The following is a 16,504-nucleotide window of genomic DNA, read 5'->3' as shown; positions in this document are numbered from 1 at the left end:
GGAAAGCCGGCGAGTCAGGGTCCAATCGCGGCGGTCGTGCCGATCATGCTTTTGGTGATGCTGACCCTGATCATGATCCAGATGCAGGGGTTCCGGCTGACCTTTGTCGTGCTTTGCGCCGCCCCCCTCGGGCTGATCGGCGTGGTCGCGGCGCTGGTGCCCTCCGGCGCGCCGCTCGGCTTCGTGGCGATCCTCGGCGTGCTGGCGCTGGCCGGGATCCTGATCCGCAACTCGATAAACCTGGTGAGCGAGATCGAGGTTCTGCGCGCCGCAGGCATGAACCCGTGGCAGGCGGTCTACCAGGCCAGCGACAGCCGCGCCCGGCCGATCCTTCTGACCGCGGCAGCAGCGAGTTTTGCCCTGATCCCGATCTCGCGCCAGATCTTCTGGGGGCCGATGGCCTATGCGATGATGGGCGGGATCGTTGCCGGAACGCTCATTACGCTGCTCTTCGTCCCGGCGCTCTACCTTGCCGTATTCGGTGTCAAACGCACCGAAGCCGACTGAAGGGCGTCGCAACACCACCGGTCAATTCGACCGCGCCAAAGGACGGAAAGCTGAACAGGGCCGACGCGCGAAAGTCGCGTGTCCGGGCCCCGTCCCTGCCGGATGGGGCCAGGGTCACTCAGGTCGAGAAATCGTCGATCAGCGGGCTGGGTTTTGCCAGGCGTTCAAGGCTGTCGAGGTCGGTGATGCGCACGGTCGCGCCCTCGACTTCGACACCGTAGGGGCGCAGCGCCTTGAACGCGCGCGACAGGTTTTCCGGCGTCATCCCCAGAAACGACGCCAGGCGGCGCTTCTCGAGCAGAAGCTCGAACTCCGGGGCGTCGCCGGCACGGCGGCGGCTGCGCAGAAGATAATTGGCAAGACGCTCGATCGAGGACCGCAGCTTGAGATCCTTCGACGTCTTGACCACCGCGCGGTAGCATTGGGCAAGTTCGGAAACCACGGCGCGGGCGAACCCGTTGTCATTCTCGAAGACGGCACGCACATCCATCGACGGCAGCAAGATGATGCGGGATTTCTCGGACGTACGGGCCGACATCAGATAGGGCGCGTCCTTGATCGTGGCGGCGAGGATGAAGGTCGAAATCGGACGGACCGTCGCCATCGAGGTTTCCCTGCCATTCCATGTGGCGAACATCTCGACGCTGCCGGTCAGCACGATGTGCAGGAAATCGGAGTGATCTCCCTCGGTTGTAAGCTGGACCTGGGGCGGAAACGTCTGGACGTAGCCCCCCCGGACCAGATCGCCGAAGTTTTCCTCCGACATATCTCGAAACAGGTCGAGGGCCCGAATCTCCGGGATATCTTCAGGTCGCACATCGCCTCCTGCTGAAACCGTACCGCCTTGCTACGGGCGTCAATTGATAATTGTCAAGCAACGGATGGAAGAAGTTCGCCCGCCCGGTCCACATATTTTTCCGCCCCTCCCCAAGCAATTCGACCTTGGGTTTATTTCGACCCGGCCCGGCGCCCTTCTTGATCTGGATCAACCGAACGATGACGAAACTCCACTTGTCTGTCTCCAAATCGCGCTGCTTGCAGCGTGCCCAGTATTTGGAGGGACACCCATGACAACGCTCGATGGCGTAGCTCGCGCGGACCAGAACCGTGCCCTCGGCCTCAGTACCTTCGCCTTTACCGCGTGTTTCGCGGTCTGGACGATCTTTTCCATTATCGGTGTCGCGATCAAGGACGAGTTGGGCCTGAGCGAGGCGCAGTTCGGCATTCTGGTCGCGACCCCCATCCTGACCGGGTCGATCACCCGCCTGTTTCTCGGCGTCTGGACCGAGAAATACGGTGGCCGGCTGGTGTTTCCGGCGCAGATGATCCTGACCGCAATGGCCACCTGGGCGCTGACGCTGGCCGACAGTTACGTGATGTACCTGATCGCCGCTCTTGGCATCGGGCTTGCCGGCGGATCGTTCATCATCGGCGTGGCCTATGTGTCGCGCTGGTACGACGCGGGCCGCCAGGGCACCGCGCTGGGCATTTTCGGGGCCGGCAACGTCGGCGCGGCGGTAACGAAATTCGTCGCCCCCTTCGTCATGGTGGCCTATGGCTGGCACGGCGTCGCCTATGCCTGGGCCGCGGCGCTGGCCGTCATCGGCGTGCTGTTCTTCCTGTTCGCCAAGGACGATCCGGAAATGGTCGAGCGGCGCAAGACGGGCGTGCGGGCGCCCTCGATGGCCGAACAGTTCGCGCCGCTCAAGAACCTCCAGGTCTGGCGCTTCTCGCTGTATTACTTCCTGGTGTTTGGCGCCTTCGTGGCGCTGGCGCTGTGGATGCCGCACTACCTGATCGAGGTCTACGGCCTTGACGTGAAAACCGCCGGGATGGCCGCAGCCTCGTTCAGCCTCTCGGCCAGCCTGTTCCGCGCCTACGGCGGCCACCTGTCCGACAAGTTCGGCGCGCGCTCGGTCATGTACTGGACCTTCGGGTTTTCCATGGTCCTGCTGTTCATGCTGTCCTATCCGCCGACCGATTACGTGATCCAGGGCAAGGACGGCCCGATCGCCTTCTCGACGCAAATGGACGTCTGGCCCTTCGTGGCGGTTCTTTTCGTGCTCGGCTTCTTCATGAGCCTGGGCAAGGCGGCGGTGTTCAAGCACATCCCGGTCTATTACCCGAACCATGTCGGCGCGGTCGGTGGCCTTGTCGGTATGATCGGTGGCCTCGGCGGTTTTGTCCTGCCGATCCTGTTCGGTACGCTGCTGGACATAAGTGGTGTCTACACCTCGTGCTTTGCGCTGCTGTTCGCGCTGGTCGGTGTCGCCCTGCTGTGGATGCATATGTCGGTCCGGGCAATGGAGCGCAAGACTCATGGCGAGGCGCTGGACACCCTGCCGGCGCTGCCCGAGATGCAGGAGATCCACGACCCTGAGCGCACCGTGATGCCCCGGGTGCTGGAGGACTGGCGCCCGGAGGAATCTGATTTCTGGCAGGAGAAGGGCCGCCGCATCGCGCGCCGCAACCTGTGGATCTCGATCCCGGCGCTGCTGCTGGCGTTCTCGGTCTGGATGGTCTGGTCGATGGTGGTCGCGCGACTGCCCGCGATCGGGTTCGACTTCTCGACCAGCCAGCTGTTCTGGCTGGCCGCACTGCCCGGGCTTTCCGGCGCCACCTTGCGCATATTCTACAGCTTCATGGTGCCGATCTTCGGTGGCCGGCTCTGGACGACGCTGTCGACCGCCTCGCTGCTGCTGCCCGCCGTGGGGATCGGCTATGCGGTGCAGGACGCCGGCACGCCCTATCTGATCTTCCTGACGCTGGCGCTGCTTTGCGGCTTTGGCGGCGGCAACTTCGCCTCGTCGATGGCCAACATCGCCTTTTTCTTCCCGAAGGCGGAAAAGGGCAACGCGCTGGCAATGAACGCGGGGCTGGGCAACCTCGGGGTTTCGGTGATGCAGTTCCTGGTGCCCCTCGTCATCACGGCGGGCGTGTTCGGCGCCCTAGGTGGCGCACCGCAGACGCTGTCGGATGGCGGGCAACTGTGGATGCAGAACGCCGGCTTTGTCTGGGTGCCCTTCATCATTGCCGCCACCGCCGCGGCCTGGATCGGCATGGATGACATCGCCGATGCGCGGGCAAGCTTCCGCGAACAGGCGATCATCTTCAGCCGCAAGCACAACTGGCTGATGTGCATCCTCTACACCGGCACCTTTGGCAGCTTCATCGGCTATTCGGCGGGCTTCCCGCTGCTGACGCGGCTGTCCTTCCCGGAGGTGAACGCGATGCAATACGTGTTCCTCGGCCCGCTGGTGGGCGCGCTCAGCCGCGCCGGCACCGGTTGGATCAGCGACCGCTTCGGCGGCGGCCGGGTCACGTTCTGGACCTTTGCGGCGATGATCGTGGCGGTGTTCGGGGTGATCGCCGCCCTCGGGGCGGGCAGCTTTGCGGGGTTCTTCGCGGCCTTCATGGCGCTGTTCCTGCTGACCGGGGTCGGCAATGCCTCGACCTTCCAGATGATCCCGGCGATCATGGGCCGCGAGGTGCCACGCCTGCTGCCCAACCTGGATGCGGCGGCCAGCCGCAAGCAGGCCGACCGCGAGAGCGCGGCGATCATCGCCTTCACCAGCGCGATCGCGGCTTACGGCGCCTTCTTCATCCCCAAGGCCTACGGCACGTCGATCGCGATGACCGGCTCGCCGGTGGGCGCGCTCTGGGGCTTCCTGGTCTTCTACGCGATCTGCCTGGCGATCACCTGGGTCTATTACACCCGGCGCGGCAGCCTGCTCTACGACCTGGAACGCGGCGGCGCGGCCAAGGCCGCCGCAACGGCCCCCGCCAGTTGAACAGATATCCGGTCCGGCGGCGCAGGTGCTGCCGGACCCTCTCCGACATCGAAAGGACAGCCAAATGAGCCATCTCCTCGACAGACTGAATTTCCTGCAGTCCAAGGAACTGGGCCGGTTCGCCAACGGCCACGGTCAGCTCACCCGCGAAAACCGCGACTGGGAAGACACCTACAGAAACCGTTGGCGGCATGACAAGATCGTGCGCTCGACCCACGGGGTGAACTGCACCGGGTCGTGTTCGTGGAAGATCTACGTGAAATCCGGCATCGTCACCTGGGAAACCCAGCAGACCGATTACCCGCGCACCCGCGCCGACCTGCCCAACCATGAGCCGCGCGGCTGTGCGCGCGGCGCCAGCTACAGCTGGTATCTCTATTCCGCCAACCGGGTGAAGACCCCGCTGATCCGTGGCAAGCTGATGAAGATCTGGCGCGAGATGCGCAAGACAATGGATCCCATCGCCGCCTGGACCAAGCTGCAGGGCGATCCGATCCTGCGCGCGAGCTATGTGACCACGCGTGGCAAGGGCGGTTTCGTGCGGGCAACCTGGGACGAGGCGACCGAGATCACGGCCGCCGCCAACGCCTATACCGCCAAGACCTACGGCCCCGACCGCGTGTTCGGCTTTTCCCCGATCCCGGCCATGTCGATGGTCAGCTATGCCGCCGGCACGCGCTATCTGAGCCTGCTGGGTGGCACCTGCATGTCGTTCTACGACTGGTACTGCGACCTGCCGCCGGCCAGCCCGATGACCTGGGGCGAACAGACCGACGTGCCGGAATCGGCCGACTGGTACAACGCGGGCTTCCTGCTGATCTGGGGCTCCAACGTGCCGCAGACCCGCACCCCCGACGCACATTTCTATACCGAGGCGCGCTATCGCGGCGCCAAGTCGGCGGTGATCTGCCCCGACTATTCCGAGGCGGCGAAATTCGGCGATGTCTGGCTGGCGCCGCAGCAGGGCACCGATGCTGCGCTGGCGATGGCCATGGGCCACGTGATCCTGCGCGAGTTTCACCTCGACCGGCAGGCGGAATATTTCGAGGACTACTGCCGCAAGTACTCCGATTTCCCGATGCTGGTCCGGCTGGAGGAAAAGGACGGCAAGCTTGTGCCGGGCCGGTTCCTGCGGGCCGAGGATTTCGACGACAAGCTGGGCGAGGACAACAACCCCGAGTGGAAGACCATCGCGCTCGACGCCACCTCGGGCAGCTATGTCGCGCCCAACGGCTCGATCGGCTACCGCTGGGGCGAGGACGGCGAATGGAACCTGGAGGAGCGCGCCAAAGGCACCGACACCCAACTCAAGATGTCGCTGGTCCTCGACGAGGATCATGACGATGTGGTCGGTGTCGATTTCCCCTATTTCGGCGGCGTGGCGACCGAGAATTTCGTGCGCTGCGACCACCCCGACGTGCTGACGCGCAACATCCCGGTCAAGACCGTCAAACTGGCCGACGGCGAGGCGCAGGTCGCCACCGTCTTCGACCTGTTTTGCGCCAACTACGGGCTCGACCGCGGGCTGGGCGGCGACTGGGTCACCGACGATTTCAACGCCGACGTCCCCTATACCCCGAAATGGGCGGAAAAGATCACCGGCGTTCCGGCCGACAAGATCACCGCCGTGGCGCGCGAATTCGCGCTCAACGCCGAAAAGACCAACGGCAAGTCGATGGTGATCCTCGGCGCCGGTTTGAACCACTGGTACCACATGGACATGAACTACCGCGGCATCATCAACATGCTGGTGATGTGCGGCTGCATCGGCCAGTCCGGCGGCGGCTGGAGCCACTACGTCGGCCAGGAAAAACTGCGCCCGCAGACCGGCTGGCAACCGCTGGCCTTCGCGCTCGACTGGGCGCGTCCGCCGCGCCACATGAATGGCACCAGCGCCTGGTATGCCCATACCGACCAGTGGCGCTACGAGACGCTGACCGCGGACGAGATCCTGTCGCCCACCGCCCCCGCCGGCGATTGGGACGCCTCGATGATCGACTTCAACATCCGGGCCGAGCGGATGGGCTGGCTGCCCTCCGCGCCGCAACTCAAGCAGAACCCGCTGGAGGTGGCCAAGGCCGCGAAAGCCGCCGGTCAGGAGCCGCGCGACTATATCGCGGAAAACCTGAAATCGGGCGCATTGGACATGTCCTGCGAAGACCCCGACGCACCGGAAAACTGGCCGCGCAACCTCTTCGTCTGGCGCTCCAACCTGCTGGGAAGTTCCGGCAAGGGGCACGAGTATTTCCTGCGCCACCTTCTGGGCACCGACAACGGTGTCCTTGGCAAGGACCTGGGCGAGGAAGGCCGGCAAAAGCCGAAGGAGGCCGTCTGGCATGACGAGGCGCCCAAGGGCAAGCTCGACCTGCTGGTCACCATCGACTTCCGCATGTCGACCACGGCGGTCTACTCCGACATCGTGCTGCCGACGGCAAGCTGGTACGAGAAGAACGACCTGAACACCTCGGACATGCACCCGTTCATCCACCCGCTACAGGCGGCGGTGGACCCCGCGTATGAATCCAAGTCGGACTGGGAGATCTTCAAGGCGGTCGCCAGGAAATTCCAGGAGATCGTGCCGGGTTATCTCGGCCAGGAGACCGACGTGATCGCCCTGCCGATCCTGCACGACACCCCGGCAGAGATCGCGCAGGACCAGGTGCGCGACTGGAAGAAGGGCGAATGCGATCTGATCCCGGGCAAGACCGCGCCGAATTATATCGCGGTCGAGCGGGACTATACCGCGATCTACGATCGCTTCACCGCGCTTGGGCCGCTGATGGACGACATCGGCAACGGCGGCAAGGGCATCGCCTGGGACACCAAGACCGAGGTCCAGCACCTGCGCGACCTGAACGGCGTGCACCTCGACGGCCCGGCCAAGGGCTGCGCCAGGATCGACACGGACATCGACGCCACAGAGGTGATCCTGATGCTGGCGCCCGAGACCAACGGCGAGGTCGCCGTCAAGGCCTGGCAACAGCTCAGCAAGGCAACGGGGCGCGAACACGCGCATTTGGCCGAGGGGCAGGAGCACGTCAAGATCCGCTTCCGCGACATCGCGGCGCAACCGCGCAAGATCATCTCGTCGCCCACATGGTCGGGGATCGAAAGCGAAGAGGTCTGCTATAACGCCGGCTACACCAACGTGCATGAGCTGATCCCATGGCGCACCCTGACCGGGCGACAACAGCTTTATCAGGATCACCTGTGGATGCGCGCCTTTGGCGAGGGCTTCGTCTCCTACCGCCCGCCGGTGGACCTAAAGACCGTCACCAAGGGGGTGCAGGACAGCGGCGACAGCCTGGTGCTGAACTTCATCACGCCGCACCAGAAATGGGGCATCCACTCGACCTATTCCGACAACCTGCTGATGCTGACGCTGAACCGGGGCGGGCCGGTGGTCTGGCTGTCCGAGGTCGATGCCAAGAAGGCCGGGATCGCGGATAACGACTGGATCGAGGCCTATAACGTCAACGGGGCGCTGACCGCGCGTGCCGTGGTCTCGCAGCGGATCCGCGAAGGCACGGTCTTCATGTACCACGCGCAGGAAAAGATCGTGAACACCCCCGGTTCGCAGAAAACCGGGCTGCGCGGCGGCATCCACAATTCGGTCACCCGCACGGTGCTGAAACCGACCCACATGATCGGCGGCTACGCGCATCTGTCCTACGGCTTCAACTACTACGGCACCGTGGGGTCGAACCGCGACGAATTCGTCATCGTCCGGAAAATGAACAAGGTCGACTGGCTTGACGATGAAGCGACCGAGAAGGAGGCCGCACAATGAAAGTACGCGCACAAATCGGCATGGTGCTGAACCTCGACAAATGCATCGGGTGCCACACCTGTTCCGTGACCTGCAAGAATGTCTGGACCAGCCGCGACGGCGTCGAATACGCATGGTTCAACAACGTCGAGACCAAGCCCGGCGTCGGATACCCGAAGGACTGGGAAAACCAGAAACGCTGGAACGGCGGCTGGGAGCGGACCAAATCCGGCAAGCTGCAGCCGAAACAAGGGTCGAAATGGCGGATCCTGGCCAATATCTTTGGCAACCCGGACCTGCCCGAGATCGACGATTATTACGAGCCGTTCGATTTTGATTACGACCACCTGAAATCGGCCCCCGAGGTCAAGGCGTTTCCGACCGCGCGGCCCCGTTCCAAGATCTCGGGCGAGCGGATGCAGAAGATCGAGCACGGGCCGAACTGGGAGGAAATCCTGGGCGGCGAGTTCGAGAAGCGCAGCCAGGACTACAACTTTGAAGGGGTGCAGAAGGAGATCTATGGAGAGTACGAAAACACCTTCATGATGTACCTGCCGCGCCTGTGCGAGCATTGCCTCAACCCGGCCTGCGCCGCCTCCTGCCCCTCGGGCGCGATCTACAAGCGCGAAGAGGACGGCATCGTCCTGATCGACCAGGAAAAATGCCGGGGCTGGCGCATGTGCGTCTCGGGCTGCCCCTACAAGAAGGTCTATTACAACTGGGAAAGCGGCAAGTCGGAGAAATGCACCCTGTGCTATCCCCGGATCGAGAGCGGCAATCCGACCGTCTGTTCGGAAACCTGTGTGGGGCGCATCCGCTACCTCGGTGTCATTCTCTATGACGCCGACAAGATCGACAGCGCGGCGAACACGCCTGCGGAAAAGGATCTTTACGACGCGCAACTCGACGTGTTCCTCGACCCGCATGACCCCGCGGTGATCGAGGCGGCCCGCGCCGACGGCGTGCCCGAGGACTGGATCAAGGCCGCGCGGCAAAGCCCGATCTGGAAGATGGCGATGGAGTGGAAGCTGGCCTTTCCGCTGCACCCCGAGTACCGGACCCTGCCGATGGTGTGGTACATCCCGCCGCTCAGCCCGATCCAGAACGCCGCCGAGGCCGGCAAGATCGGTCATGACGGCGAGATGCCCGACGTGCGCTCCCTGCGCATCCCGGTGCGTTACCTCGCCAACATGCTGACCGCCGGCGACGAGGAACCGATCGTCCAGGCGCTGGAGCGGATGTCGGCGATGCGCAGCTACATGCGGGCCAAGACCGTGGACGGCGTCATCGACGAGGCCATCGCGGAACGCGTCGGCCTCAGCGGCCGGGTGATCGAGGACATGTACAAGATCATGGCGCTGGCCGATTACGAGGATCGTTTCGTGATCCCCACCACCCACCGCGAACAGGTCGAGGATGCCTATGACCTGCGCGGCGGCTGCGGCTTTACCGACGGCAACGCCTGTTCCTCGGGTATCTCCGAGGGCTCGCTGTTCGGTGGCAAACGCAAGGCCCTCAAAATGCCGGAGGCGATGTGATGATGGACCGTTCCCTGAAAGCGATTTCGCTGCTGCTGAGCTATCCCACCGAGGAGCTGCAGCGCGCGATGCCCGAGATCGGCGGCGTTCTGGCCGCCGACAGCCGGATGACCGCCGCCGCACGGCGCGACTTGCGCCCGCTGGTGGAGACCCTGCAATCGGGCGACATCTATGATCTGCAGGAAACCTATGTCGGCCTCTTCGACCGGTCGCGCAGCCTGTCGCTGAACCTGTTCGAACATGTGCACGGCGAAAGCCGCGACCGCGGCGGCGCCATGGTCAGCCTGGTCGAGATGTACCGCGATGCCGGGTTTGATCCGGCCACCTCGGAGCTGCCCGATCACCTTCCCGTTCTGGTCGAATTCCTGGCGATGCGTCCCTTTGCAGACATCCAGGATACCTTGGCGGACGCGGCCCATATCCTTGCGGTTTTGCAGACCCGGCTCGACCGGCGCGAAAGCCCTTATGGTGCCGTGTTCGCCGCTCTTTTGCAGATCGCCGGCGCCCGGGCCGATGCCGGGGCGGTGGAGCAGTTGCTGGAACAACCCGAGGACGACCCCGAGGATCTCGAGGCGCTCGACGCCATCTGGGAGGAGAGCGAGGTCACCTTTGGCCCCGATCCCAACGGCGGCTGTCCGCAGGTGCGCGACATGCTGTCCCAGATGGACACACCCGTTAACCCCGCCCCGGGCACCCCTGCCCAGGCGGCTGAGTGATGGAGGCTCAGATGCATCAATTTCTGTTCGGAATTTACCCCTATATCGCGCTGACGGTGCTGATTTTCGGCTCGATCGCGCGTTACGAGACCGAGCCCTTTACCTGGAAATCCAGTTCCAGCCAGCTGTTGCGACGGCGCCAGCTGATCATCGGCTCGGTACTGTTTCACGTCGGCGTTCTGGTGATCTTCTTCGGTCACCTTGGCGGTCTGCTGACGCCGATCTGGATCTTTGACGCCCTCGGCATCAGCCATGGCGCCAAGCAGTTGCTGGCGGTGATCGCCGGTGGCGTTGCCGGGGTGATGGCGCTGGCGGGGGGCGGGATGCTGTTTCACCGCCGCTGGACCGATCCGCGCATCCGCCGCACCTCGAGCTTTGCCGACATCGGCATCCTCGCGCTGCTGCTGGCGCAGCTCGTGCTCGGGGTGGGGACGATCTTTGTCTCGCTGCAGCATCTGGACGGGCATGAAATGACCAAGTTCATGTCCTGGGCGCAGGGGATCTTCACCTTCGACGGGCAGGCGGCCAGCTATATCGAGGACGTGGCGCTGCTGTTCAAGCTGCACCTGTTCCTGGGGCTGACGATCTTCCTGCTGTTCCCCTTCACCCGGCTGGTGCACATGCTGTCGGTGCCGCTGCGCTACCTGTGGCGGCCCGGCTACCAGATCGTGCGCTCGCGCCGCAAGACTCCGGCGGAATGATCCGATGACCACCCCCCTGTTTCCCGAAATTACCGTCAACGGAACCCCGCTCTCTGCCGCCGAGATCGCGGCGGAGGCCCAGAACCACCCCGCCCCGGCCGGCAAGCCGGGGCTGGCCTGGCGCCGCGCGGCGCGGGCGCTGACGATCCGGCGGGTGCTGCTGGACGAGGCCGAGCGGCTGGGCCTGCACCCTGCCCCGGAGGAGGTTGCGCCGGGCAAGCTTGAAACCCCGGAAGAGGCGCAGATCAGGGAGTTGCTGGCCCAAAACGTACAACCAGGTCCGGTCGACGAGGCCGCCCTGCGCCGCGCCTATGCCGACAACCCCGACGCCTACCGCGCACCGACGCTGTTCCAGCCCGCGCATATCCTCTTTGCCGCGCCGCCCGAGGACCGGCAGGCGCGCGCGGCCGCAAAGATACGGGGCGCGGCGGTGCTCGACACGCTGCGCGCCTCCCCCCGCCGCTTTGCCGCGCTGGCGCGCGAGGAAAGCGCCTGTTCATCGCGGGATGCCGGCGGCCAGCTGGGACAGCTCAGCAGTGGCGACACGGTGCCCGAGTTCGAGGCGGCGATGGAGACCGCGCCCCTGGGCGATATCCACGAGACCCTCGTGGAAACCCGCTATGGTTTTCACATCCTGCGCATGGATGCCCGGGCCAGGGGCGAGGTGCTGCCGTTCGACACGGTGCGCCCGCGTCTGGCGGAGGCCTGTGAAAAGGCGATGTGGGCCAGCGCCGCCAGTGCCTATCTGGCCGAACTGATGGACCGGGCCGAGATCGCGGGCTTCGACCCCAGGGCGGTGGCCTGATCCAGATGGCGCGGGCGGGAACATATCCGGTGCACAGCGCCCTGGCGACGGCGGCGGAGGGTGTCCTGCCCGATCCGCTGGATCATTTCGCGGAAGAACACCTGCGCCAGCGCGAGATCTGCGGCATGCTCGACACGATTGCCGCCGCAGCGCGACCGGACCGGGCGGTGACAATCGAGGCGCTGCGGCACCTCACCACCGCCCTGCCCCGCCATCTGCACGACGAGGAACAGGGCCTGTTCCCGTCGCTGCGACACCGGTCCGAGCCGGACGACGAGATCAACGACACGCTCGACCGGCTGGATGCCGATCACGCCAGGACCGCGCAATTCCTTGACGCGGTGATCGCAGCACTCGGGCGCATCGCCGGGTCCGGAGGGGCACTTACCGCCGAGGAGGCGGAGACCGTGACCGGATTCGCCGCCCATGAACGACGGCATCTGATCGTGGAAAACGCCATCGTGCTGCCGCTGGCGCGGGTCCGGCTGACGGCTGGGGACCTGGATGCCCTGCGCCAGGCGATGGTCCTGCGCCGGGCGCCGGACACGAACACCGACAGCACCGGGGACAGGGACGCGAACTGGGACGGGGAAGGGGACGGGGACGGGGACGGGTGACATGCAAAGCGCGCGCGTCGAAGGCAACAGAAGACGGTCGCCCCCGGCGTCCGGGCGATCATCGCCAGTGACCCTGGCGAATGGAGGGTGACGGAATGACCATTTTCGAACCGATCAAGAGCACGGCCTGCGGCTGCGATGGCGCGCCCGGGGCGCCCGCCCTGATGCCGGTCTGCGACGCGGTCTCGGCGGCGCTGGCGCTGGCGGCCCCGGTCACCGAAACCGAAGAGGTGCCGCTGCACGCCGCCCTGGGCCGTTGTCTGGCAGCGCCGGTCCTGGCGCGGGCGAACCTTCCCCGGTTCGACAACGCGGCGATGGATGGCTACGCGCTGCGCTGCGCCGACCTGCCAGGCGGCGGCGACTTGCCGGTCATCGGCAGCTGTGCCGCCGGCGATGCGCCGGTTTCGCTGCCGCCGGGCACGGCGATGCGGATCTATACCGGCGCGCCGATCCCGCGCGGCGCCGACACTGTGGCGATGCAGGAAAACGCCGTGCGCAATGGCGACCGCGTCCGTTTCGCCGTGCCGCCCCGGGCCGGCAGCGCCATTCGCAAGACCGGCGAAAACCGACAACTGGGCGAGGTGATGCTCTCCCCCGGCACCCGGCTCGAAGCGCATCACCTGGCGATCTGCGCCAGCGCCGGGGCCGGAACGGTTACCGTGCGGCGGCGGCTGCGCGCCGCGCTGGTCGTCACCGGAGATGAGCTCGCCCCCGCCGGGCAGGAGCTGGAGGACGGCGCCATCTGGGACGCCAATTCCCCGATGCTGACCGCGTTCTGCGAACAGGCCGGGGTTTCGCTTGTCGCCGCCACACGGTTTCCCGATCGCCGCGAAGTCCTGGCGTCGGCGCTTTCCGCGCTGTCCGGCACCGTCGATCTGATCGTCACCTCCGGCGGCGTCTCGGTCGGGGACCGCGATCACCTCGGGCCGGCGCTGAAGGATCTCGGCGCAAAGGTGGCGGTTTGCGGCGTGGCGATCAAGCCGGGCAAGCCGGTCACGGTTTCCCGACTGGGCGGCAGCGTGATCCTCAGCCTGCCGGGCAATCCGGTCGCGGCCTTTGTCACCTGGCAGGTTCTGGGACGGCCGCTGCTCGACCGCCTCGCCGGGACCGATGCGGGGCCGGTCCGGCGCCATGTGCGCGCCTCGGACCTCCTGCGGCACAAGCCCGGCCGCTGCGAATACCGCCCCGCGCGGATCGTCGGATACGACGGCGCGGGGATGGAACGCATCGCCTGTGCCGATCACGTCCATTCCGCCGACCTTGCCGCATTGGCGCAGGCCGACGGGCTGATCCTGATCCCGGGCGACTGCGAAGAGGTCGAGGCGGGCGACCTGCTGGAATTCCTGCCCCTATGACGAAGCCACGAAAGGACATGCAATGAAACTCGCCTATGTTATGACCGGCGAACGCGGCGAAACCGACCTCTTGCTCAGCCATTTCGCGCAAGCCTGCCTTGAGCGTGGCCTGTCGGTCGCGGGCCTGGTTCAGACCAACACCGAAACCGCTGTCGCGCATCACTGCGACATGGACGTGCAGGTGCTCCCCGACGGGCCGGTGCTGCGCATCTCGCAATCGCTCGGGACCGGCGCGCAGGGCTGCCGACTCGATTCCTCGGTGCTGGAGACGGCGGTGGGAGAGGTCGAGAAGACGCTGGCGACCCGCCCCGCCCTGGTGATCCTGAACAAGTTCGGCAAGCAAGAGGCCGACGGCGGCGGATTCCGCGAACTGATCGGAACCTGCCTGGCCGATGGCATCCCGGTGATCACCGGGGTGAACGCGATGAACCATCCGGCCTTCGAGGTGTTCTCGGCCGGTCTTGCCACGCGGCTTGCCGCCACGGCAGAGGCTTTGGACGACTGGGCGCGTGCGGCGCTCGCCGGGGATGCCGACGCGGCCTGACCCCCCGAAAGACCGTTTAACCCGGAAAGGAGAGATCATGTCCCATTCGACAGCCGAGCAGATGCGCCAATGGCAGGGGCCGGCGCTGTTCACCTTCGGATTTCGCCCGTTCTTCCTGTTCGGCGCGCTCTGGGCCGGGCTGGCGATGCCACTGTGGATCGTGGTCTTCACCGGCGCGCTGGAGCTTCCCACGCGGTTCGACCCGGTCACCTGGCATGCCCATGCCTTTTTGTTCGGATACCTCGGGGCCATCATCGCCGGGTTCCTGCTGACGGCGGTGCCGAACTGGACCGGGCGGCTTCCGGTGGTGGGCTGGCAACTGGCGGGCCTGTTCGCGCTGTGGTGCGCCGGGCGGGTGGCGGTGCTGGTCTCGGCGCTGCTTCCGGCCTGGGGCGCGGCGGCGGTCGATCTTGCCTTTCCGCTGGTGCTGAGCGCGGTTCTTCTGCGCGAGATCGTGGCAGGAAAGAACTGGCGCAACCTGATCGTGCTGGCGCTGCTGGGGGTGTTTTTCCTGGCCAACCTGCTGTTTCACGTCGAGGCCGCGCGCGGCGTCTATGCTGCCGAGGGCTTCGGGTTGCGGCTGGGGCTGGCCGCCGGGCTGATGTTGATCTCGGTTGTCGGCGGGCGGATCGTGCCCTCCTTCACCCGCAACTGGCTGGTGCGCGAGGGGCGCGAGGAGCGGCCGGCAGCGCCGATGCAACGCTTCGACAAGCTCGTGCTGATCGTCAGCCTGGTTGCATTGTTGCTCTGGGTCGTGATGCCGTCGCAGCCGGCGACCGGGATCGGCCTGCTGCTGATGGGCGGGCTTCATTTGGGTCGGCTGACCCGCTGGAAAGGCGGGCGGACCGGGGCGGAGCCGCTGGTCTGGGTGCTGCACCTGGCCTATGCCTGCATCCCGCTGGGGGCACTATGGGCCGGCCTGTCGGTGCTGCGCCCCGACTGGATCGCGCCGGCCGGTGCCCAGCATCTGTGGATGGCGGGCGCGCTGGGGCTGATGACGCTGGCGGTGATGACGCGGGCGACGCTGGGCCACACCGGGCAGGCGCTGCATGCCGGGTCCGCGACCCTGGCGATTTATCTCGCCCTGGTCGTCTCGGTCCTGTTCCGGCTGGCAGCGGGGATCTGGCCGGAGATGGCGCTCTATCACCTGTCCGCCACGTTCTGGACGCTGGCCTTTGTCGGTTTCGCGGCGGTCTACGGCCCGCTGCTGGCGCGCCGCCGTCCGGGCAAGTGATCCCCGCCTAGCCGGGCGTCACGTTGAAATGCGCCGCCAGAAGCTGGATCAGCCGCCGGTGGGAGGAACGGTGGCGATTGCGCAGATGGATCGCGGAATAGACCGGCTGCGCGATCACCGGCGCCTTTTTCACCGGGGTGAACCGCCCCGAGGCCACCAACTTGGCCGCCGTCTCCTCGAGCACGTAGGCGGTGCCGCCGAGCGAGGTGAGCATCGCCTCGAGCAGCATGTCCTGACCGCAGATCACCGGGGCCACGGCAAGGCCAGGCAGCAGCGCGTTGTGCACCCCCTCGAAGGCCGGCGAGATATTGGCGAGGATATAACTGTCCGCCGGCACCCGGTCGATGTGATCGGCGACGTCCGAGACCATGCGGAACCGCACGTCGTTGAGCGAGGCGAAATGCAGGTCGGGATGCGGTTTCGGCGTGTAGATCACCGCGATATCAAGATTGCCCTGCACCAGGTCGTTGCACATCTGGGAGGAGAAATCGGCCTCGATATACAGCGCGGTCTCGGGCAGCGCGGCACGCACCTGCCGGACCCAGTCGGCGATATGGGCGTTGGCCAGATCCCGCTGGATGCCCACGCGCAGGGTGGTGGCGGTGGGGCCGGCATCGCGGGTGGCGCGCAGTGCCTCGGACCAGTTGACGCGCAGGGCGCGGGCGTGCGGCTCGAACCGGATGCCCTCCAGCGTCAGCGCGGTGCCGGTGCGGTTGCGCAGGAACAGCCGCCGCCCCAGCACCCTTTCCAGCGCCTTGACCCGGCCCGAGACGGTGGATTGCGTGACACCCAGCCGGTCCGCCGTCCGGTTGAAACTGCGGCTCTCGCAGAGGTCGAGAAAGGTTTCGATCAGTTCGATCTGCATCGTCGCATCCCGGCGCGCTAATCGGTTATCCCGATTAATAAGCCCTGCGTCGCGCGATTGAT

Annotated in this window: 13 protein-coding genes; 11 read left to right on the top strand and 2 right to left on the bottom strand. The window is 65.9% G+C overall.

Annotated features, from left to right (window positions below; genetic code table 11):
- Positions 1-45 precede the first annotated feature (45 nt).
- A complete protein-coding gene (locus P1U75_RS12000) occupies positions 46-507 on the top strand; it encodes an efflux RND transporter permease subunit (protein WP_300243717.1) in 462 nt (153 codons plus the stop codon).
- A gap of 118 nt (positions 508-625) precedes the next feature.
- On the opposite strand, the gene P1U75_RS11995 is transcribed toward P1U75_RS12000, so the two are convergent.
- A complete protein-coding gene (locus tag P1U75_RS11995) occupies positions 626-1,324 on the bottom strand; it encodes a helix-turn-helix domain-containing protein (protein WP_300243589.1) in 699 nt (232 codons plus the stop codon).
- A gap of 250 nt (positions 1,325-1,574) precedes the next feature.
- On the opposite strand from P1U75_RS11995, the gene P1U75_RS11990 reads away from it, so the two are divergent.
- The 10 genes from P1U75_RS11990 to P1U75_RS11945 all read left to right on the top strand — a co-directional run bounded on the left by P1U75_RS11990 (position 1,575) and on the right by P1U75_RS11945 (position 15,577).
- Positions 1,575-4,298: an MFS transporter gene (locus P1U75_RS11990; RefSeq protein WP_300243587.1), complete on the top strand. Its 2,724-nt coding sequence runs from the start codon at positions 1,575-1,577 to the stop codon at positions 4,296-4,298.
- 64 nt (positions 4,299-4,362) lie between these two features.
- On the top strand, positions 4,363-8,088 hold the full coding sequence (locus P1U75_RS11985) for a nitrate reductase subunit alpha (protein WP_300243585.1): 3,726 nt from the start codon (positions 4,363-4,365) through the stop codon (positions 8,086-8,088).
- Positions 8,085-9,605, top strand: coding sequence for a nitrate reductase subunit beta (narH, locus tag P1U75_RS11980; RefSeq protein WP_300243583.1), 1,521 nt, complete (start codon positions 8,085-8,087; stop codon positions 9,603-9,605). Before P1U75_RS11985 ends, narH begins: the two co-directional genes overlap by 4 nt.
- Before the next feature lie 2 nt (positions 9,606-9,607).
- The gene (gene narJ / locus P1U75_RS11975) at positions 9,608-10,321 is read left to right on the top strand and encodes a nitrate reductase molybdenum cofactor assembly chaperone (RefSeq protein ID WP_300243715.1); all 714 of its coding nucleotides are present in this window, start codon (positions 9,608-9,610) and stop codon (positions 10,319-10,321) included.
- 11 nt (positions 10,322-10,332) lie between these two features.
- Positions 10,333-11,022, top strand: coding sequence for a respiratory nitrate reductase subunit gamma (gene narI / locus P1U75_RS11970; RefSeq protein WP_300243581.1), 690 nt, complete (start codon positions 10,333-10,335; stop codon positions 11,020-11,022).
- Positions 11,023-11,026: 4 nt separating this feature from the next.
- Positions 11,027-11,827, top strand: coding sequence for a peptidylprolyl isomerase (locus P1U75_RS11965; protein WP_300243579.1), 801 nt, complete (start codon positions 11,027-11,029; stop codon positions 11,825-11,827).
- 29 nt (positions 11,828-11,856) lie between these two features.
- Positions 11,857-12,444, top strand: a complete 588-nt coding sequence (locus tag P1U75_RS11960; RefSeq protein ID WP_300243576.1) for a hemerythrin domain-containing protein — start codon at positions 11,857-11,859, stop codon at positions 12,442-12,444.
- Between the two features lie 95 nt (positions 12,445-12,539).
- The gene (glp, locus tag P1U75_RS11955) at positions 12,540-13,799 is read left to right on the top strand and encodes a gephyrin-like molybdotransferase Glp (protein WP_300243574.1); all 1,260 of its coding nucleotides are present in this window, start codon (positions 12,540-12,542) and stop codon (positions 13,797-13,799) included.
- A gap of 22 nt (positions 13,800-13,821) precedes the next feature.
- The gene (locus tag P1U75_RS11950; RefSeq protein WP_300243572.1) at positions 13,822-14,343 is read left to right on the top strand and encodes a DUF2478 domain-containing protein; all 522 of its coding nucleotides are present in this window, start codon (positions 13,822-13,824) and stop codon (positions 14,341-14,343) included.
- A gap of 37 nt (positions 14,344-14,380) precedes the next feature.
- The gene (locus P1U75_RS11945) at positions 14,381-15,577 is read left to right on the top strand and encodes an NnrS family protein (RefSeq protein WP_300243570.1); all 1,197 of its coding nucleotides are present in this window, start codon (positions 14,381-14,383) and stop codon (positions 15,575-15,577) included.
- A 7-nt stretch (positions 15,578-15,584) separates the two neighbouring features.
- On the opposite strand, the gene P1U75_RS11940 is transcribed toward P1U75_RS11945, so the two are convergent.
- Entirely contained in the window at positions 15,585-16,442 is an 858-nt protein-coding gene (locus tag P1U75_RS11940; protein ID WP_300243567.1) for a LysR family transcriptional regulator, read from the bottom strand.
- Between the last annotated feature and the right edge of the window lie 62 nt (positions 16,443-16,504).

This window comes from Antarcticimicrobium sp. (assembly GCF_029212575.1).
GTDB lineage: Bacteria > Pseudomonadota > Alphaproteobacteria > Rhodobacterales > Rhodobacteraceae > Antarcticimicrobium.
Note: the sequence above shows the minus strand (reverse complement) of the source record. Positions and strands in the feature narration are given on the sequence as shown.